The sequence below is a fragment of the Alteromonas sp. G4i13 genome, assembly GCF_054960505.1.
Window position 1 is genome coordinate 45,304 of sequence record NZ_JBHNYX010000021.1, and the last position, 24,831, is coordinate 70,134.

Here is a 24,831-nt window from a genome sequence, read left to right on the forward strand (position 1 = left end):
TGGTCGCTTTATTAATGCAAAGGAAGTCAATGCAACGAAAACGTCAAGCAATACGGGACCACTCCGCTGAAGCGAACTTGTTCGCGCGCCGAGCGACCATTGCTTTTATTATTGTTGTGGCCATGTTGGGCATTGTACTTAACAATCTCTATTCTTTGCAGGTCACCCAGTTTGAAGATTATCAAACCCGGTCTAACGGTAACCGAATTAAAGTGCTGCCCGTACCGCCTAACCGCGGTCTCATTTATGACCGTAACGGCGTGCTTTTAGCCGAGAACCGTCCAGTTTTCAGTTTGGAAGTTATTCCAGAGCAAGTGGATGATATTGAGCAAACCCTTGCAGATCTGACCGAATTAATGAGCATCACCAGCGATGAAATTGAACGCTTTCAATCTACGCTAAAAGGAACGCGAAGATTTAAACCCGTTGCGCTTCGCACTCAGCTAAGCGAAGAAGAAGTAGCGTTGTTCTCTGCCAGTAAACACAAGTTTCCGGGTGTTCAAATTGAAGCGCGTTTAGCTCGTCATTACCCTTATAAAGAAACGCTTACCCATGCACTGGGTTATGTTGCACGCATTAACAAGCGAGACTTACAAAAACTCGTTGAAGCAGGTCAAGAAGATAATTACGCCGCAACCCACGATATCGGTAAGCTAGGCATAGAGAAATATCACGAAGAGCTGCTTCATGGAAAAGTGGGTTATCAGCAGGTCGAAGTAAACAACCAAGGCCGAATTATTCGTGTACTCAGTGTTGAGCCACCAACACCGGGCAAAGACATCGTACTTAACTTGGATTTAGAGCTTCAGTTAGAAGCCCAGCGAATAATAGAAGGCATGCGCGGCGCTGTAGTGGTTACCGATGTTAAAACAGGTGGCGTACTGGCACTTTATTCTAACCCTAGTTACGACCCCAATTTATTCGTGCACGGTATCAGCAGCAAGAATTACTCTGCGCTACTGAATTCACCGGACCGCCCGCTAATTAACAGGGCGACACAAGGACAATACCCTCCCGCTTCTACCATTAAACCGCACCTTGGTTTTGTTGGACTAGAAGAAGGCATCATCACCAAAGACTACACCATTAACGATACAGGACGCTATCAATTGCCAAATGTGTCGCACGTGTGGCGCGATTGGCGTCGATGGGGACATGGCAAAGTTAACGTATCAAAAGCAATAGAAGTGTCGTGCGATACTTATTATTACGAGCTAGCGTATAAATTGGGTATCGATAAAATCAGTGAATCTATGTACGAATTCGGATTTGGAGATTTCACGGGTATCGATCTTTACGAAGAGTCAGATGCCAACATGCCTAGCCGAGGCTGGAAACGCGCTCGCTTTAATCAACCTTGGTATATTGGTGACACCATCCCCGTTGGTATAGGACAGAGCTATTGGACCACCACGCCGGTCCAGTTAAATACATCGGTTAACACGCTGATCAATGCTGGGGAACGCTATATTCCACAAATCATTCGCGGTTATATGAACACCGATAGTTCTGTCGAACTTATCCCGCTTAAGTCGCTGCGGCCTATAGAAATTAAGAACCGTAACAATTTAGATGTGGTGTTAAACGCCATGCGCGATGTTGTGAGTGGCGAAGAAGGCGGCGCGCGTCATGCATTTGCAGATACCCCTTACGACTCTGCGGGTAAGACAGGAACAGCGCAGTTGTTTACCGTTGGCCAAAATGAAAAATATGACGCTACTAAAATTGATGAGCGTCTTCGAGACAATGCCATGTATGTTGGCTTTGCCCCTTTCGATGATCCAGAGATATCGGTAACCGTGGTCCTTGAAAACGTAGGCGGTGGTAGTAAGAACGCAGCACCCGTCGCCCGTCAAATCATGGATTTCTATTTCAGAGACCGAGTTTTTGAAACTGCCGAAGCTGACTCGGCAAACACTGATAATGAATTAGGGACAAACTAGTGAAGAGAACCACCATAAACCCTAATAAAGTAAGTTTTCTTCAGCGCATTCATATCGATGGCTGGCTGTTAGTCGGGCTACTCGTGCTAAGTTGTGTTGGGCTATTTACTCTGTACTCGGCGTCAGGTCAGGATATGGAGCAAATGGAGCGCCAGTTTATCAGGCTGGGATTTAGCTTTATCGTTATGTTCGGATTAGCCCAAGCCCCTTTGGGCGTGTTTAGGTTTTTCTCAACCTATGCCTATGGTGCAGGCCTGCTCATGCTAATTGCCGTTTTATTATTTGGTGATATGGGCAAAGGCGCACAGCGCTGGCTAGACCTGGGCTTTATCCGTTTTCAGCCCTCTGAACTGATGAAGCTTGCCGTGCCTATGATGGTTGCATGGTATATCAGTAAATTCACTATGCCGCCGCGCACCACCCACATTATCGTTGGGTTTGGTTTGGTGGTCGTGCCCACCATTCTCATTGCAAAGCAGCCTGATTTAGGGACCTCGTTACTCATCGCCAGTTCAGGTATCTTTGCCATATTCCTGGCAGGTATGAGCTGGCGTCTTATTTCAGTAGTGGGCGGCCTCATTGGCGCGTTTGCGCCTGTGATGTGGTTCTTTTTAATGAAGGATTATCAAAAGCAGCGGGTTCTTACTTTTTTGAACCCGGAAAGCGATCCACTAGGTTCTGGCTACCACATAATCCAATCTAAAATTGCCATTGGTTCCGGTGGTGTAGACGGCAAAGGCTGGTTACAGGGTACGCAGTCACAACTCGAGTTTTTACCCGAACGCCACACCGACTTTATCTTTTCAGTATTCAGTGAAGAGTTTGGTCTTACCGGTGTAATGTGTTTAATGGCAATATACATTTTTATAATTATGCGCGGCCTTATAATTTCTAGCCGGGCACAAGACGCCTATGCAAAATTGCTTGGCGGCAGTATTACCCTTACCTTTTTTGTTTATGTGTTTGTAAACATGGGCATGGTGTCCGGATTACTTCCCGTGGTGGGTGTTCCCCTTCCTCTAGTGAGCTTTGGAGGAACATCTATGGTGACTTTAATGGCAGGTTTTGGCATTCTTATGGCCATTGCCACTCAGAAACGTTTAATGTCTAGATAACTTGTATGTTACAACGCCTTTTTTCGGTACTTGATTTTGTAAAAGCGGGTTTAGTTAATGCGGGTCTTGTTGCCCAAAATCTGGCAAACGGACAGTTCTTTCGCTATGGCTCAGCTGTTTTTATAGTTTTGGCATTAGTGGGATGCCAAAGTGCACCTACACAATCTGGTCGCTATACTCAAAAGCAAGACTCAGCGCCTAAGCACGTTGCCAAGAAACCAGAAACACTTGATGCTGTACCAAAATACGAAGCCTACCGCATGTTTAACAGCAGGCCTTACAAGGTACTGGGCAAGCACTACACGCCAATGGATAGTGGTAAAGGCTATGAGGAGGTTGGTTATGCCAGTTGGTATGGTCAGAAGTTTCACGGTCACTTAACCTCAAATGGCGAAACTTACAATATGTTTGCCATGAGCGCAGCTCACAAAACATTGCCACTGCCCTCTTACGTGCGTGTTACTAACTTGGAAAATAACAAACAAGCGATCGTCCGCGTTAACGACCGCGGCCCTTTTCACGATGATAGAATTATCGATTTGTCGTATGCAGCCGCAGTAAAACTAGGCTACCACAGCAAAGGCACAGCGCGAGTCAAACTTGAAGTTATCCACTTTGATGAACAAAACAATGTGACGGTGGGAAACAGTCCAACCGTTACTTACGATGAATACTTGGGTATTGCGGTAGTACCCGCACCGGCCTTGGCAGCAACTTCACCCACCCCGCCATTAGCCCCCTCTTCGAACACCGCGGATACCAACACAAGCAGCAGTGAGAAAAGTACCAACGCGGTAAGTGATGCGATCTATATTCAAGTTGCTGCGCTTTCAAACGCCGAGAAGGCAAAATCTATCTCTAACGTGCTATCGGCGTTATATCAAATTCCCGCTCATCTACCAGTAGCAGATAACATTTATAAACTACAGTTAGGCCCTATCCACGATGAAGCAGTCGTCGCGGAGGTTCTTGAACAATTAAAGCAAAATGGCTATCCCAACGCTTACGCGATTACGCAGACCATGTAGTTAGTTGGGTTGTCGCACGCTCATAAAAACAACGACATTGTGGCAGCATTGTGTCATTCAGCAGGCAATATCACGGTTTCTTCGCCTAATACCTACAATCACGTAAACTTTTTTGATAAAACCTAGTCTTATAAGCAGCCTTTCGTTAAGATCTCTCGTCACCTCAGCTAATAAGTAGGTGAAACAACAGAATTCGGTTACGAACTGGACAAAAGCTAAAATTGGGTAGCCATGTTTTGCGGTCATCGTTTCGCGGTCATCGCAACAATAGGGTAAGCTTTAACTCACACGGATAAAACGGTCAAAGAAATTAGAACCATGCTCAGAATAATTCAACGCGCTAAACCGTCATTACTTTCATTTGCCTTTTTGGTGATAGGCACTTTACTACACACAGCAAATGCTGCCGTAGTCACTCCGCCTGCTCCTTCAGTTGCCGCAGAAGGTTTTCTTCTAACCGACTTTGAAACGGGTCATGTGATTGCATCTAAAAATGCGGACATGCAGCTTGCTCCTGCGAGCTTAACGAAAATAATGACTATTTATGTTATTGGCAAAGAATTACAGGCCGGTAACATCAGCTTAGACGACGAAGTGACTATCTCGGAAAACGCATGGGCGAAGAAATTCCCTGACTCGTCAAAAATGTTTATTGAAGTAGGTACACAAGTTTCAGTACGTGACTTACTGCGTGGCATTGTTGTGCAGTCAGGTAACGACGCCTGTGTTGCTATGGCAGAACACGTAGCAGGTTCAGAATCTGCTTTTGCCAGCATGATGAATGCACACACGGCATCACTTGGCATGAGTGGTTCTCACTGGGTTAATGCTCACGGTCTTCACGACCCTGACCACTACACTACCCCTCGTGACATGGCGATTCTGTCTCGCGCGCTTATCGCAGAAACGCCAGAAATGTACAAGATTTATAGCGAGAAGGAATTCACCTACAACGGCATTAAGCAATACAACCGCAATAGCCTGTTGTGGGACAAAAGCTTAAACGTTGATGGCATTAAAACTGGCCACACGTCTGATGCGGGCTACAGCCTAATCACTTCTGCAGAGCAAGGCGGTATGCGTCTAATCTCTGTAGTTATGGGGACTGATAGCGAACGTGCACGTAAAGTTGAAAACAAAAAGCTACTTAAGTATGGCTTCCGTTTTTACGAGACACTTACGCCATACCAAGCTGGTCATAGTTTCGTTGCTCACCGCATCTATATGGGTGATAGAGAGACAGTAGACCTTGGAATTAATCAATCTACCCCCATTACTATTCCACGCGGTCAGGCGGCTAATTTAGAAGCTAACTTCGAACTTGATGACAAGCTTGAAGCACCACTTGCAAAAGGTCAGGTTGTCGGAAAACTTTATCTACAACTAGACGGTGAAGATGTGGCTAGTTATCCCCTAGTTACCCTTCAAGAAGTAAAAGAAGGCAGCTTCTTTAATCGCATAAAAGACTACATTATGCTTCAGCTAGGATTTGACGACGAGTAAACACCTTTACTGAATACGTTAAAAAGCTAGTTGTGAAGCGGCCAGATTTGTTACAATCTGGCCGTTTTTTTATATGATATTTTAAGTACCAAGGATATCGCATGGATACCCGTTTCGACGAATTACTAGATTTTCCAACAAACCAAACGTTTAAAGTCATGGGCGTTGCTCATGAAGACCTACCTCAACAGGTAGTGAGCTGCCTTCAGCAACACGCGCCAGGTGATTACTCGCCTAACGTAAAACCAAGTAGTAAAGGTACTTACCACTCGGTTTCTATCAGTGTGCGTGTAACCAGTAAAGAGCACATGGAAACCATTTACACTGAACTTGCCAAATTAGAGCTGGTTAGGGTTGTACTTTAAGTGAATGAGCAGTCGATAGCGTCTGACGCAAACGGCGTTATAGTGCGTCAGTTAGGGCGTCAGCCGTATGAGCCTATCTTCGAGGCAATGAAACGCTTCACCGATGAGCGAGACCAAAGCACCCAAGATGAAATTTGGCTTGTTGAACACGATGCCGTCTTTACGCAAGGACAAGCAGGCAAAGCTGAACATATACTTATGCCTGGTGATATTCCTGTTGTTCAGGTTGACCGAGGTGGCCAAGTGACCTATCACGGTCCAGGCCAACAAGTAATTTATCTGATGCTAAACATAAAGCGCAGAAAGCTAGGTGTTCGCCATTTAGTCACTGCTATGGAAGAAGCGGTGGTCGGACTACTTGGAAAATACGGCGTAACCGCGTATCCAAAGCCCGATGCGCCTGGCGTTTACGTCGATGAGAAGAAAGTTTGTTCATTAGGTTTAAGAATACGTAATGGCTGCTCGTTTCATGGCTTAGCTTTAAATGTTAATATGGACTTATCACCGTTTCAGCGTATTAATCCTTGCGGTTATGCCGGTATGGAAATGATCGATACCGCGCGCCTCAATGGTCCAACTACGCTTGAGACCGCTGGTAATGAATTAACGCATTTGTTGCTAGAAGCGCTTTCCATTGCACAGCCAACATACAAAGAAGGTTTTGATGAGTAATGCACGACCTCAAGCGGGGATAAAACTCCGTGATGATGAAAAAGTAAAACACATTCCCGTCACTATTATTCCTACTGAAAAGGAAGAAATGCTGCGCAAGCCGGAGTGGATTAAAATCAAGCTTCCTCGTACTACCGAGAAAATTGATCACATCAAACAGACACTTCGCAAAAACAATCTTCACTCTGTGTGTGAAGAAGCGAGTTGTCCTAACCTTGCCGAGTGTTTCAACCACGGTACAGCCACCTTTATGATTCTAGGTGATATTTGTACTCGTCGTTGTCCTTTCTGTGACGTAGCCCACGGTAAACCTCTGCCTCCTAGTGCAGAAGAGCCTGAGAAGCTGGCTAAAACCATTGCAGAAATGAATTTGCGCTATGTGGTTATTACTTCTGTTGACCGCGATGACCTTCGCGACGGTGGCGCTCAGCATTTCGTAGATTGTATTAACGCCATTCGCGAACACAGTCCAACAACGACAATCGAAGTATTAGTACCCGATTTTCGTGGACGTATGGATCGTGCACTTGAGATTTTCAAAGACGGCGTGCCTGATGTGTTCAACCACAACTTAGAGACGATCCCGCGTTTATACCGTGAATGTCGCCCTGGCGCGAATTACCAATGGTCGTTGGATTTGCTTAAGAAGTTTAAAGCGCAACACCCTGACGTGATGACCAAATCTGGTCTGATGATGGGTATGGGCGAAGAGAACGAAGAAATTCAAGGCGTACTTGATGATCTGCGCGCTCACAATGTGGACATGCTTACGCTGGGTCAATACCTTCAGCCAAGCCGTCACCACTACCCGGTTAAGCGCTACGTACACCCTAAGGAATTCGACGCCCTTGGTGACTACGCAAAAGAAATTGGCTTCACGCATGCAGCATGTGGCCCAATGGTCCGCTCGAGCTACCATGCAGACCAACAAGCAGCGGGTAAAGAAGTTAAGTAGTACCGAACTTCAGCATAGGGCTCAGCCTAACGTTGCTAAAAAGTTGATACAGAATAAAAGCGGTGATCTTCACCGCTTTTTTGTGCCTTCGTATTTCAGGGTGACAAACCCGTGGGTATTGTTAGAATGCCCGTCAAATTACGCTATCCCCTTTTGAAAAGTATTCCCAAATTAAGGGTAAGGTCATTTCATGCGCAAACATATATATATTGCCTATACAGGTGGAACTATTGGTATGAAGCCGTCTAAACAAGGCTACGTACCCGCTGCAGGCTTCTTGTCAGACACACTGAAAAAGATGCCGGAGTTTCACCGTTCTGAAATGCCCCTTTTTACCCTGCATGAATACGATAACCTTATCGATTCATCAGACATGGACCCGTCTGACTGGCAGCGTATTGCCGATGATATCGCCGACAACTACGACAAGTACGATGGCTTCATTATTTTGCACGGTACAGACACCATGGCATACACCGCCTCGGCGTTGAGTTTCATGCTTGAGGATTTGTCAAAACCTGTCATTGTTACCGGTTCTCAAATTCCACTGGCAGAGCTTCGCTCAGATGGTCAAGTCAACCTTCTAAACGCGTTATATGTTGCCGCGAACTTCCCCATTGCCGAAGTCGGACTGTTCTTCAACAACAGACTACTTCGTGGCAACCGCAGCCGCAAAGTAGATGCAGATGGATTCAGTGCCTTTGACTCCCCTAACTTTCCTCCACTGTTAGAAGCTGGCATTAACATTCGTCTGAAAGCCGGTGAATTAGCGAAGACACCAAATAACACCTTAACGGTATCGAACGTCAAAGCCCAACCGATCGGCATGGTAAGTTTGTATCCCGGTATTGCGCCAGAGGTGATTAAAAACACGCTACAGCAACCTGTGAACGCGTTGATTTTACTGAGTTATGGTGTGGGCAATGCACCTCAGAACCCTGAGCTTATTGCACAGTTAAAATACGCAAAAGCCAGAGAAATTCCTGTTTTGAATTGTACCCAGTGTATGCGCGGTCGCGTAAACATGGGTGGCTATGCCACCGGCCATGGCCTACAAGAAGTAGGAGTTTTATCGGGTAGCGATATGACACCCGAGGCTGCCCTCGCGAAACTGCACTACTTATTAAGTAAAGGGCTTCCTTTTGAGGAAATAAGCCATCTATTAACGCAAAACTTGCGTGGCGAATTAAGCGACTAGCAGCGTTACAAATAAAGTTTTTAAGAAAAAGGTTTCAACAAGTGATAACAACATATTCGGGTATGCTTAAAAAAATGCGTACCTCCGCCGATGAAAACAATACCGTGCACTACTCGCTTCCAATTGGTGATGAGCTGGTAGATATCAATTCTCTTATCGGCAAGGAAGTAACGGTAACCTACTCTGGTGACATCAACTGTGTTCACTGCAACCGCAAAACCAAAAAAAGCTTCAACCAAGGATACTGCTACCCGTGTTTGATATCGCTGGCACAATGCGATAGCTGCATTATTAAGCCAGAAAAGTGCCATTACCACGAAGGGACGTGCAGAGAACCTCAGTGGGGTGAAGAACATTGCTTTAGTGAGCATTTTGTTTATTTGGCTAACACAGGTACGGTAAAAGTGGGCATCACTCGTCAAGTCACCGAAGGCGTGTCTACGCGGTGGATGGATCAAGGAGCTACGCAGGCTACCGTAATGCTGCGAGTTCCTGACAGGCTTACCAGTGGTTTGGTTGAAACGTTATGCAAAGATCACATTGCAGATAAAACCAATTGGCGAACAATGTTAAAGGGCAAACCTGACGAGGTTGATTTAGAACAGGTCAAAACCGAATTAATGGGTAAAATTGAAAGTGAGCTAGAAGCGCTGAAGCAAGAAAAAGGGCTTCAAGCAGTATCAGAAGTGACTACGCCTATCCATGATATTCATTACCCTGTTGAAGATTATCCGGTAAAGATAAAATCTTTAAACTTAGATAAGACACCGTCATTTACTGGTGTGTTGCAAGGTATCAAAGGGCAATACTGGATGCTAGATGGCGATCGCGTTATTAATATCAGGAAGTTCGCTGGTTATAACGTAGACCTATCTTTCTAGGTTAAATGTTAGGGTCTTATTTTAGCTTACTTATAAAAATAAGACCCTTCTTACCCGCCGCTAGCTATCTAATGCGGCAGTTTATTCGAATAGGTATCAACTACTGCCAGAATTCAAAGTAGTCGTTACTATTTCTTTGCGGTTTAGGTGCAGGCTCAAACGCTGGTGTTCCTAAATATAAGAAACCTACCAGCTCGTCTTCTTCACTTAAGCCTAATCCGTTTCTTACCGTCTCACAGTGTGCGTAGCCACCGGTGCGCCACATGCCGTTAAACCCTTGTGCTACTGCTGCCATTTGCATCGCCATAACGCCACAGCTTGCCGACGCTATCTGCTCAACACGCGGTACCTTTTCATGTTCCACATGCTTTGCGATGGCTACGATAACCATAGGTGCGCGGTGAGGAAGCTGCACGGCACGTTCAATTTCTTTCTGCGACTTTTCATTTTCAATAGCGGATTGCTCATAGAGTGCACCTAGCTTATCAAGCCCTTTTCCTGTGCACACGATAAAACGCCACGGAGTAAGACAAGCATGGTCTGGGGCACGTAGTGCAGCCTGCATAATATTCTCTAAGGCATCTCCACTAGGTGCTGGCGCTTCCAATCGAGGCTGAGAACTTCTGTTGAGTAACAATGTTAATGCGTCCATTTACGTCCCTACTTTATTTTTTCGCGTTGCTGTTATCACGCTTCGATTTTCATAATCGAGAAAAGCGTGCCAACAACAATAATTTACCTAACCTGATTGCTAGATCCTACGGTTCATAAACGAAAAAGACCAGAAAATTCCGGCCTTTTGTACAGGAAATGGAGCGTCCCTAATTACTTTTAGAACGCATGGCTTTATTCACATAGTAATCGACACTAAAGAAGCGTCCACCACCATAGATAAACAAAACTAAAAGCATAATAAAATAGGTAGCTGCGAATTCGATGCCGTTGTTAAGTACCACAAAGTTACCGCTGGATGTAAGCCAGTCATAATGGCCATGCTCTTGTAACAATGATTTAGCTGCCGCAAGCTTTTCTGGCGCAGCCATAATGTTTTCATTCAGTAAGATTGTACCGTCGGCCAACCATGAAGACGCATCAGCAATAGCGAGCCATCCATTCTTAGCGTGAACACTCACCATAGCGACTATCATGGTTACCATTAATGGAATACTCACCAAGCGGGTCAATGCACCCAATAACAATAGAACACCGCCCACGAGTTCTGCAGCTGTAGCTAAGAACGCCATTACAAAAGGCATTGGTAAACCAAGCCCATAATCATCGTTACCAAACCAATCTACAATACTGTCGAAACTGGATGCTTTATTCCAGCCAGCCTGTATCATCACTGGTGCTAAATACAAGCGCAATAAAAGTAAAGGAATGCCATCTGCCACTTGCAGTCGGGTTACGATTTGTTGGTAAATGTGTGTCATTGTTTTGCCTACTTTGTGTGATTAAGAAATAAGAACGGCACTTTATGAAAAAAATTTCATCGCGCGAAAATAAGCCCTCACCGTTTTTACGACTAATGAAAAAGGGCCATGGAAAAACCGGCTATAAAGCAAAGAATGGAAAATTTCTTATGACGATGAGCGAGGATAGTCACAAACGTATTGCCTCTCTCATTCGAAAGTGGCTGGAACAAGACGAAAAAAAGAACGCAGAATAAAAGTCATCGTAAGTCTCCGAAAACAAAGACACTCACAAAAAATTACAATTAAGTTCGCGATCTTACTCGATTTAGGTAACATAATAGAATGCAGTACGTGAGTAAGGTATGCCTGATCTATCTTGCTCTGGTTAGTTAATTCAAAAAAAGGTAGTGATTAAAATGGCAGCCAAAGGAAATTGGACTAAATCCTTGTTTATTGGCTTGTGGACGGTGCTTAACTTCACCCGCAAACTTTTCTTTAATTTGATATTCATTGTTATTTTTGTTGGATTGATAATCGCAATAACTGGTCAGGACGATGAACAGTTTACCGTAAACAAAGACAGTGCTTTGTTTCTTACGCTTAACGGCAAGCTAGTTATAGAAAAAGAAAGCATTGATCCTTTCGAACAGTTCTTACAAGAATCGCTAGGCAGTGAACCTGAAAACCCAGAAGTACTGGTACGCGATGTAGTGAAAGTGCTTGAAAATGCGCAAAAAGATCGCCGTATTAAAGCTTTGGTTCTTGACCTTCAAGGTCTTACCGGCGGTGGTTTAGACAAGTTGCGCACCGTAGCTAATGCTATTGACGCATTTAAAGAATCTGAAAAGCCCGTTTATGCCATTGGTGATTACTTTTCCCAAGACCAATATTACTTGGCAGCACACGCTGATAGCATCTATCTGAACCCAATGGGCGGGTTAATGTTTGAAGGTTACGGCCGTTATGGCATGTACTTCAAAGACATGCTAGAAAAGTTAAAAGTAACCACGCATATCTTCCGGGTTGGTACTTATAAATCTGCTGTTGAGCCTATCATGCGAAATGATATGTCTGAAGAAGCAAAAGAAGCGGAAAAACAGTGGTTAGATGGTTACTGGGCGCAATACAAAGCGGATGTAGCAGCAGCTCGCGGTATCGATGAAGCAAACTTTGACGAGACCCTTGAAGGTTTATTAGCAAAGTTTGAAGCGGCAGGCGGCGATTTCGCACAGTATGCGCTTGAGAATAATTGGGTAGACGCATTGAAGACCCGCGAAGAAGTAAGATTGGAGCTTACTGAGTTAGTCGGTGAAGATGAAAACAATCACGGCGTTAACCTCACTTCGTTCAATACCTATCTTAAAGTTGTTAACCCGCCTATGCCGGTTATCGAGTCAGATATGGATAAAGTGGCGATTGTAGTTGCCAAGGGCACCATCTTAGACGGTAATCAAAAAGCCGGTACTATAGGTGGAGACAGCACCGCTCGTCTTTTAAGAAAGGCACGTCTAGACGACAACGTAAAAGCAGTGGTTCTTCAGATTGATTCTCCTGGAGGCAGCGCATTCGCCTCTGAAATTATTCGTCAGGAAGTGTTGCAACTACAACAAGCAGGCAAGCCCGTTATTGCTTCTATGAGCACCTATGCAGCTTCAGGCGGTTATTGGATTGCAGCAAGTACCGATAGAATAATTGCAAGCCCTAGCACAATTACAGGCTCGATTGGCGTGTTTGGTATGTTTATGACCTACGAGAATTCACTGGATTATTTAGGTATTCACAGTGACGGTGTGGGCTCTACAGAGCTTGCAGGCTTCTCTACTGTGCGTCCACTAGCACCAGAATTCGGTCAGATTCTTCAGCGCAACGTTGAAAACACTTACGGAAACTTCTTGTCGTTGGTTTCAAATGCTCGTGGTATGTCGGTAGAAGAAGTGGATAGTGTTGCCCAAGGACGCGTGTGGATTGGCGAAGATGCAATTGAACTTGGCTTGGTAGACCAGCTTGGTACGGTTGACGATGCTGTAGTTGCTGCGGCCGAGCTCGCCGAGCTAGAGAGTTATGATACCTTCTACGTACAACGTACGCTGAGTGCCCAGGAAATTTTCTGGAAGGAATTCTTTGGCCAGGCAATGACGTTTGTGGGCAAATGGCAATTTGCCCATGCCGACTCTGCACTGGTAAATGAATTTAAGCGCGTACTTAAAGAGTTCAGTTTAGTAAACCAACTAAACGACCCTAAGGGTACCTACGTGCTATGTTTACCTTGTGACGTTAAATAATACGCGCAGTAAATAAGTAGAAACAGTAAAAAGACAGAGGCAGCAACATCGCTTCAAATGACTTAACTCAAGATCAGCGTCGCGTTATTACCGACGCTGTTTTTTATTGCTATGAGCAAGCAGAGCAATACTTCAAGCAAACGTTCAAGCGCCCTACCATCACTTTTAGACGGTCGGGGAAAAATGCGGGCACTGCGTTTTTACAGCAAAACCGCGTGAATTTTCACCCACTTCTGTTTAAAGATAATATCGATGCCTTTTTAAGTGACGTGGTACCACACGAAGTCAGCCATTTGTTGGTATGGGTTCTGTTTGGCGGAGTTCAGCCCCACGGCAAAGAATGGCAGTCAATAATGCGCAGCGTATTTAACTGCACGCCTAATGCTACCCATCAATTTGACGTGAAACGGGTAGCCCGCACTTTTCATTATGTGTGTGACTGTGACACTTATGCGCTAAGTACACGCAGACACAATAATATTTTAAAAGGGGCACAATACAAATGTAGGAAGTGTCAGGCCTTGCTTCGCGCACCAGACGTTGGCAGCCTAGAAGCCAATTGACCTAAGACGCTGTCTGGCGAGCGGTATTTACAGGATACGTGCTGTTAATTAAACCAGTGTTTAGTAAATGCGTTGTCTAAATCGTTAAACGCTGTCTTAAGAAGTTGCGCTAGCTCTTTATATTTTGGTTTTGATTTAGCATTGGTCATAGCCACACCTTGCGAGCGCATTTTTGAGTGGATTTCTTGGTACCAGCTTTTCAGTTGTGGTGGAAGGTATTGGTCAGAGCGATGTCCTAGCCAAAGCAAACCTTGCATAGGCAAACTTAAAAAGAAAGCACCTATGGTAATGGTTTGAGGTAGATAATCGGCGCCTAAACTCTGATAGAGCAGCACGCATGAAACCATTGCCACTGGCGGCATGGTTTTGATTGCAAACTTAGTCGCTGCTACAACTCTACACTCTGGGAAAAAGGCATAGAGTTCTTTTCTTACAGGCCATGTCTTCATGTACTGCTGACCGTTTTTCAACATTGTCATTATTGATTGAGACATGCCTCACCTCTTTGATAAACCTTACTATCAGCATTAATACTGATATCACTCACGTCATTATTCGATAGTTATAACTAAATTGTAATCCGCTTTTTGGCTAATACAAACTGGTTCTTCTAAATCAGTACGTAATTACAGCGATAAACTATCAACATCGATCTTATCAAATACGATTGCACTGTAGTTAATTAAGTTTCGTTGATGTGGCGGCTGCCTTTTGGTCTGCTGTGAAGATCGGCGTTGTGTAGCTAATACACCCCGCATTAATAATTAAAAGGTATAAGTTCAATCTATCTTTAAGTGACATTTTTCTCGCTTAAAGGCATCATATAGAGCTTAAGCCTAAACACTGTGCTGCATGGCTTTGTTGTTACTTTTGTTAAAGCAAGTGAATAACGACCTGCAGATGTTGCGCTGGCAAATTACTATAATAAAAGTAACTAGGTGTTGAGCTTGATTTACAGATTTTCGCCCCTACCTAGCTTTCTAAGAGAAATTTTATAAGTAACCCTATTGGGTGAATTATTTGGAGAGGAAAATGGCAGAAAGCAGACACGTCCGTCTACTTATCTTGGGTTCAGGCCCTGCAGGTTATTCAGCAGCGGTTTATGCTGCACGTGCAAACCTTAAACCTGTACTGTTAACTGGTATTCAACAAGGCGGACAGCTTACTACCACGACAGAAGTAGAAAACTGGCCGGGCGATCCTGAAGGCCTTACTGGTCCTGATCTAATGGTTCGTATGCAAAAGCATGCTGAAAAGTTCGATACTGAAATTATTTTCGATCACATCAATAAGACCGACTTTTCGAAGCGCCCTTTCACGCTTTACGGAGATAGCGGTACTTATACGTGTGACGCACTAATCATTGCTACAGGTGCTTCAGCTAAATACCTTGGTCTTGAATCAGAGCAAGCGTTTATGGGTAAAGGTGTATCTGCTTGTGCAACCTGTGACGGTTTCTTCTACCGCAATCAAAAAGTAGCGGTAATTGGTGGTGGTAACACCGCTGTTGAAGAGGCGCTTTACCTTTCAAACATTGCATCAGAAGTACATGTTATTCACAGAAGAGATAGCTTTAGAAGTGAAAAAATTCTTGAGCAACGCCTTCGTGATAAAGCAGAAAACGGTAACGTGGTATTACACTTAAACCGTACGCTAGATGAAGTGCTCGGTGACGAAATGGGTGTAACCAAAGTCCGTATCAAAGATACGAACAGTGATGCCACTGAAGAGCTTGATGTTATGGGTCTATTCGTTGCTATCGGTCACAAACCGAATACCGATATCTTTGATGGGCAGCTTGAAATGAAAGATGGCTATATCGTTGTAAACAGCGGTACAAACGGCAATGCGACGCAAACAAGCGTTGAAGGTGTTTTTGCTGCAGGTGACGTGAGCGATCACATTTATCGTCAGGCCATTACATCAGCAGGTACAGGATGTATGGCGGCGCTAGATGCTGAAAAATACTTAGACGGTACGATGCCCGAACAAGGTTAATACTGTTTCCCAAGCCCTGCTGTTCAGTGGGGCTTTTTTCTGGCCCGATTATGATAGCGTTACATTACATCGAAGAAGGCGCGCCCTTCCCTCCAGTCGACACTGCATTAGACGAACCTAACGGCCTGCTAGCATTTGGTGGCGACCTCAGTCCTGCACGTTTATTTTCTGCCTACTCACAGGGCATTTTCCCTTGGTTCAGTGATGACGAACCGCTGTTGTGGTGGTCACCCGACCCCAGAGCCATTATTGAACTCGACAATTTTGTCGCATCGAAAAGCCTTAAGAAGCTTGCTCGAAAACAAAAATACACGGTAACGTTAAATTATGCGTTCGACCGAGTAATTGAAGCCTGTTCATCAACCCCTCGTAAAAACCCAAACACAGGTGAACTCAATAGCGAAACATGGATTACCGATGACATGATTGGGGCTTACCGGCAGCTCAATGGTTTGGGTTTAGCACACTCTGTGGAAGTTTGGGACGGCGAAACATTGGTGGGTGGACTATATGGCGTTGGAATTGGCAAGGTATATTGCGGTGAATCGATGTTTCACCGGGAAAGTAATACCTCAAAACTTGCTATGATGGCGTTGGTTGAGCACATGAAGTCTCACGATATGGCCTTTATTGATTGCCAGCTTCCTACCGATCATTTGTCATCCCTTGGTGCGAATGTGTTATCCCGTGAAAACTTTATTGAAAAACTGGAAAACAACAACCACACTTTAACTGAAGACGGTAGGCTGTCAGAAGACTACCTTAATCGTTGGAAGCCAAGAGTGATTACTCCGTGAAGTTTGGTATAACCCAATCATTTTCATGTAGCTATTTGCCCGATGAGCAAGAGCAATTATTAGTATACGCCGAAAATAATGATTTTCAGGCGTGGCGATACTCGCAACTTATTCAAGTGGGATTTCGACGAAGCGGTGAACAAATTTACCGTCCACACTGCCCAGCCTGCAAGGCGTGTAAGTCGGTGCGAATTCCGGTAAATGCTTACACCCCCTCTCGCAGTCAAAAAAGGCTGTTAAAGGCCAACCAAGGGTTTCGCGTTCAGCTAGTTAGTGAAACTAAAAGCACATACTACCCGTTGTATGAACGCTACATTACGGAGCGACATGCCGACGGTAGTATGTATCCCCCGTCACGAACCCAGTTCGACAATTTCGTTTTGTGTGATTGGATGACAACCCATTACCTAGAGGCCTATGATGGCGACAAGCTCATTGCAGTGGCTGTAACTGACGTTGTCGATGCTAACGAACATATGGGTGCACTCTCTGCGCTCTACACGTTTTTCGACCCTGACTATGGCTCTGCGTCTTTAGGTACATGGATGATACTCATGCAAATTCAGGAAGCGAGGCGTTTAGGCCACCACTATGTTTATTTGGGCTATTACGTAGAGGGCTGTCAAAAAATGTCTTATAAACACAAATTTTTGCCATTTGAGCAGTTTAGTGACAATGAATGGCATCTATTTAGCAAAAATAGTAAAATACCCACTTAATTGCTTTACACCGAACCCAAGATTGGGTAAGGTCTGCGCGGCAAAAATTTTGAATTACTGAGGTAACTGCTTTACATGGCAAAAGAAGATTGTATTGAAATGGAAGGTACTGTGTTAGACACGCTACCTAACACTATGTTCCGCGTTGAACTAGAAAACGGTCACGTAGTGACTGCACACATCTCTGGTAAAATGCGTAAGAACTATATCCGTATTCTTACTGGCGATAAGGTCACCGTTGAGATGACTCCTTACGATTTGACCAAAGGTCGTATCGTTTATCGCGCAAGATAATGAGCCATTTAAGCGGTAACGCATAAAAAAAGCCCGATTAAGATCGGGCTTTTTCGTATCTGGGTTTTACCTATTTCATCCTCGAAGCACTATCGCTAAAAACAAAGTTACTAACGAAGATACAGCGCTTGATAGACGACATTAGCCTTTCTACCTAGCGCTACATGCTTTATTACATTAGGTTGGCTCTGCTTCTTCAGACGTTGCACCTACACCTGTGTACTCAAAGGTAAGTTTGTCATCAACGCAGTCTACTTTAACGTTTCCGCCTTTAGATAACTCGCCAAACAATAGCTCGTTCGCCAGCTCTTTCTTAAGGTCATCTTTAATGACGCGCGCCATAGGACGTGCTCCCATTGCCTTATCATAGCCTTTCTCAGCCATGTAAGCGCGGGCTGCACTGGTGACCTCTAGCGACACGCCTTTAACGTCAAGCTGTGCCTGAAGCTCAATAATGAACTTGTCTACCACCTGCAAGATGATTTCTGGATCAAGATGATTAAACCAAATAATACCGTCCAGGCGGTTTCTGAATTCAGGTGTAAACACCTTATTGATTTCAGACATCGCATCGTGACTGTGATCTTGCTGCTTAAAGCCAATAGATTTACGTACGGTTTCTTGAACACCTGCGTTGGTGGTCATCACTAACACCACGTTTCTAAAGTCAACCTTACGTCCATTGTTATCAGTCAGCGTACCGTGGTCCATAACCTGAAGAAGAATATTGTAGATATCGCTATGCGCTTTCTCAATTTCATCTAACAGCACTACTGAGTACGGGTTTTTGATTACCGCATCTGTTAACAGACCGCCTTGATCAAAACCAACATAACCAGGAGGCGCACCAATGAGGCGACTAACTGCATGACGTTCCATGTACTCAGACATATCAAAACGTACAAGCTCAACACCCATGATTTTAGCCAGCTGTTGGGTTACTTCTGTTTTACCAACACCAGTTGGACCGGCAAATAAGAAGCTACCAATTGGTTTTGCTTCAGCTCCAAGTCCAGAACGTGATAGCAATATAGCGTCATTAAGCGTCTCTATAGCCTTATCCTGACCAAACACGACCATTTTAAGGTTGCGGCCAAGGTTCTTAAGCACCTCTTTGTCAGAAGCCGATACAGACTTCTCAGGGATACGCGCCATTTTTGCAATAATTTGCTCAATATCGCCCACACCTATCGTTTTTTTGCGCTTAGAAGGCGGCAACAGACGTTGGCTTGCACCCGCCTCATCCATTACATCAATGGCTTTATCTGGAAGGTGACGCTCGTTGATGTATTTAGCCGACAATTCCGCCGCAGCTTGAATCGCTTTTTGTGTGAAACGCACATTGTGGTGCTCTTCGTAGCGACTCTTAAGGCCAAGCAGTATCTTTGTGGTATCGCTGACGCTAGGTTCAGTAACGTCAACTTTCTGGAAACGACGTGCAAGGGCGCGGTCTTTTTCAAAAATACCTTGATATTCTTGATATGTGGTTGAGCCGATACAGCGTAGTTCACCGCTTGATAGCTTAGGTTTAAGTAAATTTGACGCATCCATTACACCGCCCGACGCAGCGCCAGCACCAATAATGGTATGGATTTCATCAATAAACAAAATGGCGTTCTTGTCTTTGCCAAGCTCTTTCAGAATTGCTTTCAAACGCTTCTCAAAGTCACCACGGTATTTGGTACCAGCAAGAAGGCCACCCAAATCCAGTGAGTAAACGGTACTTTCAGCAATAACATCAGGCACGTCTTCGTTAACGATTCTGTATGCAAGACCTTCTGCGATCGCCGTTTTACCTACGCCCGCTTCACCTACTAGCAGCGGGTTGTTTTTGCGACGACGACATAGAATTTGAATAGTGCGCTCTACTTCCGAATCGCGGCCAATCAACGGGTCTATTTTGCCGTCTTTCGCGTGACGATTCAGGTCAGTTGCGTATTTGCTTAATGCTGAGCCACCTTCTTCGCCTGCTTCAGCCTCTTCCGACGCTTCTGGGTTTACGGGCTCATCATCATCCGCTTTGCTTACGCCATGGCTAATGAAGTTCACCACATCCAAGCGCGTTACATCCGCCTTCTTAAGAATATAAACGGCCTGAGACTCTTGCTCGCTGAATATAGCAACAAGTACATTGGCGCCAGTAACTTCGTCCTTACCAGACGACTGAACGTGAAATACCGCACGCTGCAGCACGCGCTGGAAACCGAGCGTGGGCTGAGTTTCGCGTTCGTTTAACTGGTCATCTAAAATGAGAGGCGTAGTATCTTTAACAAAAGCTAACAGTTCGCTTTTAATTGCCTCAATATCGGCACCACATGCTTTGAGCGCATCGCGAGCAGCTGAGTTATCAAGCAATGCCAACAACAAGTGCTCAACCGTCATAAACTCATGACGATGCTCTCTGGCAAATACAAACGCGTTATTTAACGTTTGTTCTAATTCTTTATTTAACATATTGCTCGCCCTCTACAAAAAACCTTATGCCTGCTCCATCGTGCACATCAACGGGTGCTGATGTTTGCGTGCGTACTGATTAACCTGCATCACTTTTGTCTCTGCTATCTCAGCAGTAAAAATGCCACACACGGCTTTTCCTTGATAATGAACGGTCAGCATAAGTTGGTTGGCTTTCTCAGCGTCCATATTGAAAAACTGCATGAGTACCTCAATGACAAAATCCATCGGTGTATAGTCGTCATTGTTCAACAACACCTTATACATGGGAGGCGGCTGCGGCTTCTGTCGCTGCGCGTCTTTCTGTTTTTCCTTTTCGATACTAATAGCGTTGTCTTTACTCATAACTTAATAATAGTGGTTTAATGGCACATATGTGTACAAACTTTTGGATAAATTTATTCACATTTGCCCTTGACATAATATGGTTAAAAAATCTACATTTTGTATAGTGGTTTTGAGTATTGCACGTTAGCTACGACATAACTTACTGCGTAGCAGCTACAATCAATACTCTTTCCACCGTGTCTCCGGATCTATAATGGGGGCATATACTCGTGAGTTCAAGGATTAAGAGGAAGTCGAAGTATGGCGGTTGGCAAAGTTAAATGGTTTAACAACGCAAAGGGTTTTGGATTTATCGTTCCTGAGGACGGCGGCGAAGATATTTTCGCGCATTACTCTACGATTCAAATGGAAGGCTACCGTTCGCTAAAAGCGGGTCAAGAAGTAACGTTCGAAGTTCAGCAAGGGCCTAAAGGTCTTCACGCTGAGAACATTGGCTTCAAAGAAGAACCAGAGCGTTAAGAAAAGAATTTTTAAAGCCTGACCTTTTACGTCGGGCTTTTGCTTTTCTTGCCATTCAAAATGTGGAGGTGCAGTAAAGCGCCTGTGCGGATAAGTGCGTTTTAATTTTCCCCACAAAAATAAGCATTACGTTATCTTAACGTTGTGTATTAACGTTGCGTAATAGTTCAAATTAGACAATCAACGAGCTTTTTTCCTGTTCCTTTTATCTCCCGCTTATACATTCGTTTCCAAAACATAAGGTATATCGCCCTACCCCTTATACCAGTCCGCGTAGACCATTGCCTACTCAGCTAGGTTTAAAATGTTCGTAATCGCCGTGTGTTAGCGCAGGTATAGTGGTTCTACATAAAAAAAGCCCTCTCGTTTGAAGAGAGGGCTTTTAAACGTTGTTTTGAAATAGCTTCTCAGGTTTGAGAGTACTATTCTATGCGCTAGACCTATAAGCCTAACGCATATACACAAAATACTATGCGCCTAAGATAGCTTTTAATGTCTTACTTGGAGACATGGTTGCGAAAAGCTTGTCTTCGTCAGGGTAGTAGTAACCACCAATTTCTTGCGCGCTACCTTGCGTTGCATCAATCTCAGCCAAGATGTCGTCAATTTTCGCAGACAACTCTTCATACACTGGCTTAAATTGCGCAGCTAGATCTGCGTCTTCCGTTTGGTTCGCTACTTCTTCAGCCCAGTATAGACCTAGGTAAACATGGCTACCACGGTTGTCCAACTGACCTGCTTTACGAAGCGGAGACTTACCGTTGTTTAGTAGTTTTTCCGTTGCTTTATCAAGTGCAGTAGCAATAACTTTTGCTTTGGTGTTGCTGTGCTTAATAGCAACATCTTCTAGCGATACAGCAAGTGCCAGGAATTCACCGAGTGAGTCCCAACGCAAGTGACCTTCTTCAACGAACTGTTGCACGTGCTTAGGTGCACTACCGCCCGCGCCCGTTTCATAAAGGCCGCCACCAGCCATCAACGGAACAATTGATAGCATTTTAGCACTGGTACCAAGCTCTAGGATTGGGAACAAATCAGTAAGGTAATCACGAAGTACGTTACCCGTCACTGAAATGGTATCCAGACCGCGAATTGCACGTTCCATGCTGTAGCGAATAGCGCGTACAGGAGACATAATTTGAATATCTAGACCTTTGGTATCATGGTCTTGTAGGTACTTTTCAACTTTCTTGATAAGTTGCGCATCGTGAGCACGTTCGTCATCTAGCCAGAATACCGCAGGCATACCAGATTGACGTGAACGCGTTACCGCTAGCTTCACCCAATCTTGAATAGGTGCGTCTTTCACCTGACACATACGCCAGATATCACCTTCTTCAACATCGTGAGAGATAAGAACATTGCCGTCTTGGTCAATAATCGACACAGTACCGTCCGCTTCTAGTTCAAACGTTTTGTCGTGTGAACCGTACTCTTCTGCTTTTTGCGCCATTAGACCAACGTTAGGCACTGTACCCATCGTTGTCGGGTCGAATGCACCATGCGTTTTACAGAAGTTGATAACTTCCTGGTAAATGGTTGCATAAGTACTTTCTGGAATCACCGCTTTCGTGTCGTGCGCCTTTCCATCTGGTCCCCACATTTGACCAGAGTTACGAATCATGGCTGGCATAGAAGCATCAACAATTACGTCACTTGGTACGTGAAGGTTCGAGATACCCTTGTCAGAGTTCACCATCGCCATTGGTGGGCGGTCGGCATAACATGCGTTGATATCTTTTTGAATTTCTGAGCGCTGGCTTTCAGGTAAGCTTGCAATTTTGTCGTAAACGCTACCAAGACCATTGTTAGGGTTAACACCTAGCTCTTCAAACAGGTCGCCCCATTTGTTGAATAGATCTTTGTAAAATACTTTTACACAGTGACCGAACACGATTGGGTGAGACACCTTCATCATGGTCGCTTTTACGTGTAGTGAGAAAAGAATGCCTGTGTTTTTCGCATCTTCAATTTGCTCTTCGAAGAATTCACACAGCGCTTTCTTGCTCATAAACATGCCGTCGATAACTTCGCCAGCTAGCAAATCCACACGCGGTTTAAGGGTTTTCTTACTACCATCTTTACCCGTAAATTCAATGCTTACATAACCATCTTTTTCCACGGTTACAGACTTCTCACCCGAGTAGAAGTCGCCGCCGCGCATGTGCGCTACGTGCGAACGAGAAGCTTGAGACCACTCACCCATTGAATGCGGGTGCTTGCGTGCATAATTTTTAACTGCAGTTGGGGCACGGCGATCTGAGTTACCTTCACGTAATACAGGGTTTACTGCACTACCTAGTACCTTACCGTAACGTTCGCGAATGTCTTTTTCTTCAGCAGTTTTTGGTGACTCCGGGAACGCTGGTACGTTAAAGCCTTTTGCGTTTAATTCTTTGATAGTTGCACGAAGCTGTGGAATTGAGGCACTGATGTTTGGAAGCTTGATGATGTTAGCGTTCGGGTCTTGGGTCATCTCACCCAGTTCAGCTAGCGCGTCTGGCACTCTTTGTTCTTCAGAAAGATACTCAGGGAAATTTGCCAAAACACGTGCAGCAAGTGAAATATCGCTTAGCTCAACGTCGATATCTGCAGCCGCAGCAAACTTCTGGATGATTGGAAGAAGTGAGTAAGTCGCCAGCATTGGCGCTTCATCAGTCTTCGTGTAGATGATCTTAGACTTGGTCATTATATACCTCAATTTTCTCGACAGGGTACTGTCGTCTTTAGTCCATTAGGTCGCAACAACCCGCAACATGTTCATGTCACGCCCACAGTCATTGCGAAACGTATTTGATGTTTTCCACCTTTTGCTTTTATTAAGCACTAGGTCACTTGCTGTTTTCTTCCCTACATATTATTCAATTCCCTATGTGAGCAATATGCATCTCATGGCTTTGCACTCGACTACCTAGTCGTACGCAATTTCGAGATACGATGTATAAGCAAGCCCGCTTATCACAGCTAAAACTGTCTAATAATTATGCAGATGCGCTCTCTTATAAAAATGGGAGCGACCATTAGTATAGGGTCGAAAGTTTGAGTTACAAGTCATACCATTGTCTTAACTCATAAGATCACCGAATTTATCGACAAACTTCATTGAGCAAACCACTATTTGCGGTTGATTTTCCCATGCGAAGCATCGTCATTTGTCGTAAAATCCCCCCGAAATTTTGAATTTAAACAAGCGGAAGTAATATGTCTTCAAACGCTAAAGTGGTGCTTTTTAATAAGCCCTTTCAAGTTCTTTCTCAATTTACTGATGCAGACGGTAGAGAAACCCTAAAGGACTATATTGATGTTCCCGGTGTGTATGCCGCAGGACGACTCGACAGAGATTCGGAAGGTCTTCTCGTACTCACCAATGACGGAAAGCTTCAGCATAAACTTGCTAACCCAAAAGCTAAAACCAGCAAAACCTATTGGGTACAAGTTGAAGGTATTATGGACGAAAAAGCAATGCAGGCGTTGCGTGACGGCGTAGAATTAAAAGATGGAATGACTCGCCCCGCGAAAGTAAAGGCCATGGAAGCACCTAGCGTGTGGCCGAGGAATCCGCCCGTACGCTTTAGACAGTCGATCCCTACTAGCTGGGTAGAAATTACCATTACAGAAGGCAGAAACAGACAAGTGCGACGTATGACAGCGCACGTCGGCTACCCCACCCTTCGGCTCATCAGATATCGAGTTGGCAACTGGACCATAGACGGTATTGAAAATGGCAAGTACGTTTGCTTTTGACAGTAAATCCACATCCAATACTTGAATTCACCTTTGTTGACCTCACTAAAGAGGCTCAGAGAAATTGCGGATTTTAGCGCTATTGAATCTTGCTTTGC

24 protein-coding genes are annotated in these 24,831 nt (G+C 44.6%); 18 read left to right on the plus strand and 6 right to left on the minus strand.

Going from position 1 to position 24,831, the window contains the following annotated elements:
* Positions 1 to 29 precede the first annotated feature (29 nt).
* From mrdA to ACFI6J_RS11985, 9 genes are all read left to right on the plus strand, one after another.
* On the plus strand, positions 30 to 1,943 hold the full coding sequence (gene mrdA, locus ACFI6J_RS11945) for a penicillin-binding protein 2 (RefSeq protein ID WP_462586168.1): 1,914 nt from the start codon (positions 30 to 32) through the stop codon (positions 1,941 to 1,943).
* On the plus strand, positions 1,943 to 3,058 hold the full coding sequence (gene rodA, locus ACFI6J_RS11950) for a rod shape-determining protein RodA (RefSeq protein ID WP_014949350.1): 1,116 nt from the start codon (positions 1,943 to 1,945) through the stop codon (positions 3,056 to 3,058). Before mrdA ends, rodA begins: the two co-directional genes overlap by 1 nt.
* A 5-nt stretch (positions 3,059 to 3,063) precedes the next feature.
* Positions 3,064 to 4,086 (plus strand): septal ring lytic transglycosylase RlpA family protein, encoded by a 1,023-nt coding sequence (locus ACFI6J_RS11955; RefSeq protein ID WP_281716244.1) that lies wholly within the window; start codon positions 3,064 to 3,066, stop codon positions 4,084 to 4,086.
* Between the two features lie 318 nt (positions 4,087 to 4,404).
* Positions 4,405 to 5,589 (plus strand): D-alanyl-D-alanine carboxypeptidase family protein, encoded by a 1,185-nt coding sequence (locus ACFI6J_RS11960; protein WP_462586169.1) that lies wholly within the window; start codon positions 4,405 to 4,407, stop codon positions 5,587 to 5,589.
* A gap of 101 nt (positions 5,590 to 5,690) precedes the next feature.
* Positions 5,691 to 5,954: a DUF493 family protein YbeD gene (ybeD, locus tag ACFI6J_RS11965; protein WP_014949347.1), complete on the plus strand. Its 264-nt coding sequence runs from the start codon at positions 5,691 to 5,693 to the stop codon at positions 5,952 to 5,954.
* On the plus strand, positions 5,955 to 6,626 hold the full coding sequence (lipB, locus tag ACFI6J_RS11970) for a lipoyl(octanoyl) transferase LipB (protein ID WP_462586170.1): 672 nt from the start codon (positions 5,955 to 5,957) through the stop codon (positions 6,624 to 6,626).
* Positions 6,619 to 7,581 carry a lipoyl synthase gene (lipA, locus tag ACFI6J_RS11975; protein WP_049588697.1) on the plus strand — a complete coding sequence of 321 codons (963 nt, stop codon included), beginning with the start codon at positions 6,619 to 6,621 and terminating at the stop codon, positions 7,579 to 7,581. Before lipB ends, lipA begins: the two co-directional genes overlap by 8 nt.
* A 190-nt stretch (positions 7,582 to 7,771) precedes the next feature.
* Positions 7,772 to 8,779: an asparaginase gene (gene ansA, locus ACFI6J_RS11980; protein ID WP_014976407.1), complete on the plus strand. Its 1,008-nt coding sequence runs from the start codon at positions 7,772 to 7,774 to the stop codon at positions 8,777 to 8,779.
* A gap of 41 nt (positions 8,780 to 8,820) precedes the next feature.
* Entirely contained in the window at positions 8,821 to 9,660 is an 840-nt protein-coding gene (locus tag ACFI6J_RS11985; RefSeq protein ID WP_101564466.1) for a DUF2797 domain-containing protein, read from the plus strand.
* A 100-nt stretch (positions 9,661 to 9,760) separates the two neighbouring features.
* Here ACFI6J_RS11985 and ACFI6J_RS11990 read toward each other — a convergent pair whose 3' ends face one another.
* Positions 9,761 to 10,312, minus strand: coding sequence for an NAD(P)H nitroreductase (locus ACFI6J_RS11990; RefSeq protein WP_014949342.1), 552 nt, complete (start codon positions 10,310 to 10,312; stop codon positions 9,761 to 9,763).
* Between the two features lie 169 nt (positions 10,313 to 10,481).
* Positions 10,482 to 11,093 carry an HvfX family Cu-binding RiPP maturation protein gene (locus ACFI6J_RS11995; RefSeq protein WP_338853584.1) on the minus strand — a complete coding sequence of 204 codons (612 nt, stop codon included), beginning with the start codon at positions 11,091 to 11,093 and terminating at the stop codon, positions 10,482 to 10,484.
* Between the two features lie 44 nt (positions 11,094 to 11,137).
* Here ACFI6J_RS11995 and ACFI6J_RS12000 point away from each other — a divergent pair, with 44 nt between their 5' ends.
* From ACFI6J_RS12000 to ACFI6J_RS12010, 3 genes are all read left to right on the plus strand, one after another.
* Positions 11,138 to 11,329 carry a hypothetical protein gene (locus ACFI6J_RS12000; protein WP_014949340.1) on the plus strand — a complete coding sequence of 64 codons (192 nt, stop codon included), beginning with the start codon at positions 11,138 to 11,140 and terminating at the stop codon, positions 11,327 to 11,329.
* A 162-nt stretch (positions 11,330 to 11,491) separates the two neighbouring features.
* Complete coding sequence (sppA, locus tag ACFI6J_RS12005) at positions 11,492 to 13,357, plus strand: signal peptide peptidase SppA (RefSeq protein WP_338853583.1); 1,866 nt, start codon at positions 11,492 to 11,494, stop codon at positions 13,355 to 13,357.
* Positions 13,358 to 13,443: 86 nt separating this feature from the next.
* Positions 13,444 to 13,920, plus strand: a complete 477-nt coding sequence (locus ACFI6J_RS12010; protein WP_435786940.1) for a SprT family zinc-dependent metalloprotease — start codon at positions 13,444 to 13,446, stop codon at positions 13,918 to 13,920.
* 44 nt (positions 13,921 to 13,964) lie between these two features.
* Here ACFI6J_RS12010 and yfbV read toward each other — a convergent pair whose 3' ends face one another.
* Entirely contained in the window at positions 13,965 to 14,414 is a 450-nt protein-coding gene (gene yfbV, locus ACFI6J_RS12015; protein ID WP_338853582.1) for a terminus macrodomain insulation protein YfbV, read from the minus strand.
* 538 nt (positions 14,415 to 14,952) lie between these two features.
* On the opposite strand from yfbV, the gene trxB reads away from it, so the two are divergent.
* From trxB to infA, 4 genes are all read left to right on the plus strand, one after another.
* The gene (gene trxB / locus ACFI6J_RS12020; RefSeq protein ID WP_014949336.1) at positions 14,953 to 15,918 is read left to right on the plus strand and encodes a thioredoxin-disulfide reductase; all 966 of its coding nucleotides are present in this window, start codon (positions 14,953 to 14,955) and stop codon (positions 15,916 to 15,918) included.
* 50 nt (positions 15,919 to 15,968) lie between these two features.
* Positions 15,969 to 16,715 (plus strand): leucyl/phenylalanyl-tRNA--protein transferase, encoded by a 747-nt coding sequence (aat, locus tag ACFI6J_RS12025; RefSeq protein WP_039229718.1) that lies wholly within the window; start codon positions 15,969 to 15,971, stop codon positions 16,713 to 16,715.
* Entirely contained in the window at positions 16,712 to 17,434 is a 723-nt protein-coding gene (locus tag ACFI6J_RS12030) for an arginyltransferase (protein ID WP_069944251.1), read from the plus strand. Before aat ends, ACFI6J_RS12030 begins: the two co-directional genes overlap by 4 nt.
* A gap of 75 nt (positions 17,435 to 17,509) precedes the next feature.
* Positions 17,510 to 17,728: a translation initiation factor IF-1 gene (gene infA / locus ACFI6J_RS12035; RefSeq protein ID WP_014949333.1), complete on the plus strand. Its 219-nt coding sequence runs from the start codon at positions 17,510 to 17,512 to the stop codon at positions 17,726 to 17,728.
* A 177-nt stretch (positions 17,729 to 17,905) separates the two neighbouring features.
* Here infA and clpA read toward each other — a convergent pair whose 3' ends face one another.
* Entirely contained in the window at positions 17,906 to 20,182 is a 2,277-nt protein-coding gene (gene clpA / locus ACFI6J_RS12040; protein WP_014949332.1) for an ATP-dependent Clp protease ATP-binding subunit ClpA, read from the minus strand.
* Positions 20,183 to 20,206: 24 nt separating this feature from the next.
* Positions 20,207 to 20,527 (minus strand): ATP-dependent Clp protease adapter ClpS, encoded by a 321-nt coding sequence (clpS, locus tag ACFI6J_RS12045; RefSeq protein WP_014949331.1) that lies wholly within the window; start codon positions 20,525 to 20,527, stop codon positions 20,207 to 20,209.
* A 243-nt stretch (positions 20,528 to 20,770) separates the two neighbouring features.
* On the opposite strand from clpS, the gene cspD reads away from it, so the two are divergent.
* Positions 20,771 to 20,989, plus strand: a complete 219-nt coding sequence (gene cspD, locus ACFI6J_RS12050) for a cold shock domain-containing protein CspD (RefSeq protein ID WP_014949330.1) — start codon at positions 20,771 to 20,773, stop codon at positions 20,987 to 20,989.
* 469 nt (positions 20,990 to 21,458) lie between these two features.
* Here cspD and ACFI6J_RS12055 read toward each other — a convergent pair whose 3' ends face one another.
* Complete coding sequence (locus ACFI6J_RS12055; protein WP_348670756.1) at positions 21,459 to 23,678, minus strand: NADP-dependent isocitrate dehydrogenase; 2,220 nt, start codon at positions 23,676 to 23,678, stop codon at positions 21,459 to 21,461.
* Positions 23,679 to 24,190: 512 nt separating this feature from the next.
* On the opposite strand from ACFI6J_RS12055, the gene ACFI6J_RS12060 reads away from it, so the two are divergent.
* Positions 24,191 to 24,733, plus strand: coding sequence for an rRNA large subunit pseudouridine synthase E (locus ACFI6J_RS12060; protein ID WP_348670757.1), 543 nt, complete (start codon positions 24,191 to 24,193; stop codon positions 24,731 to 24,733).
* Positions 24,734 to 24,831: the final 98 nt, after the last annotated feature.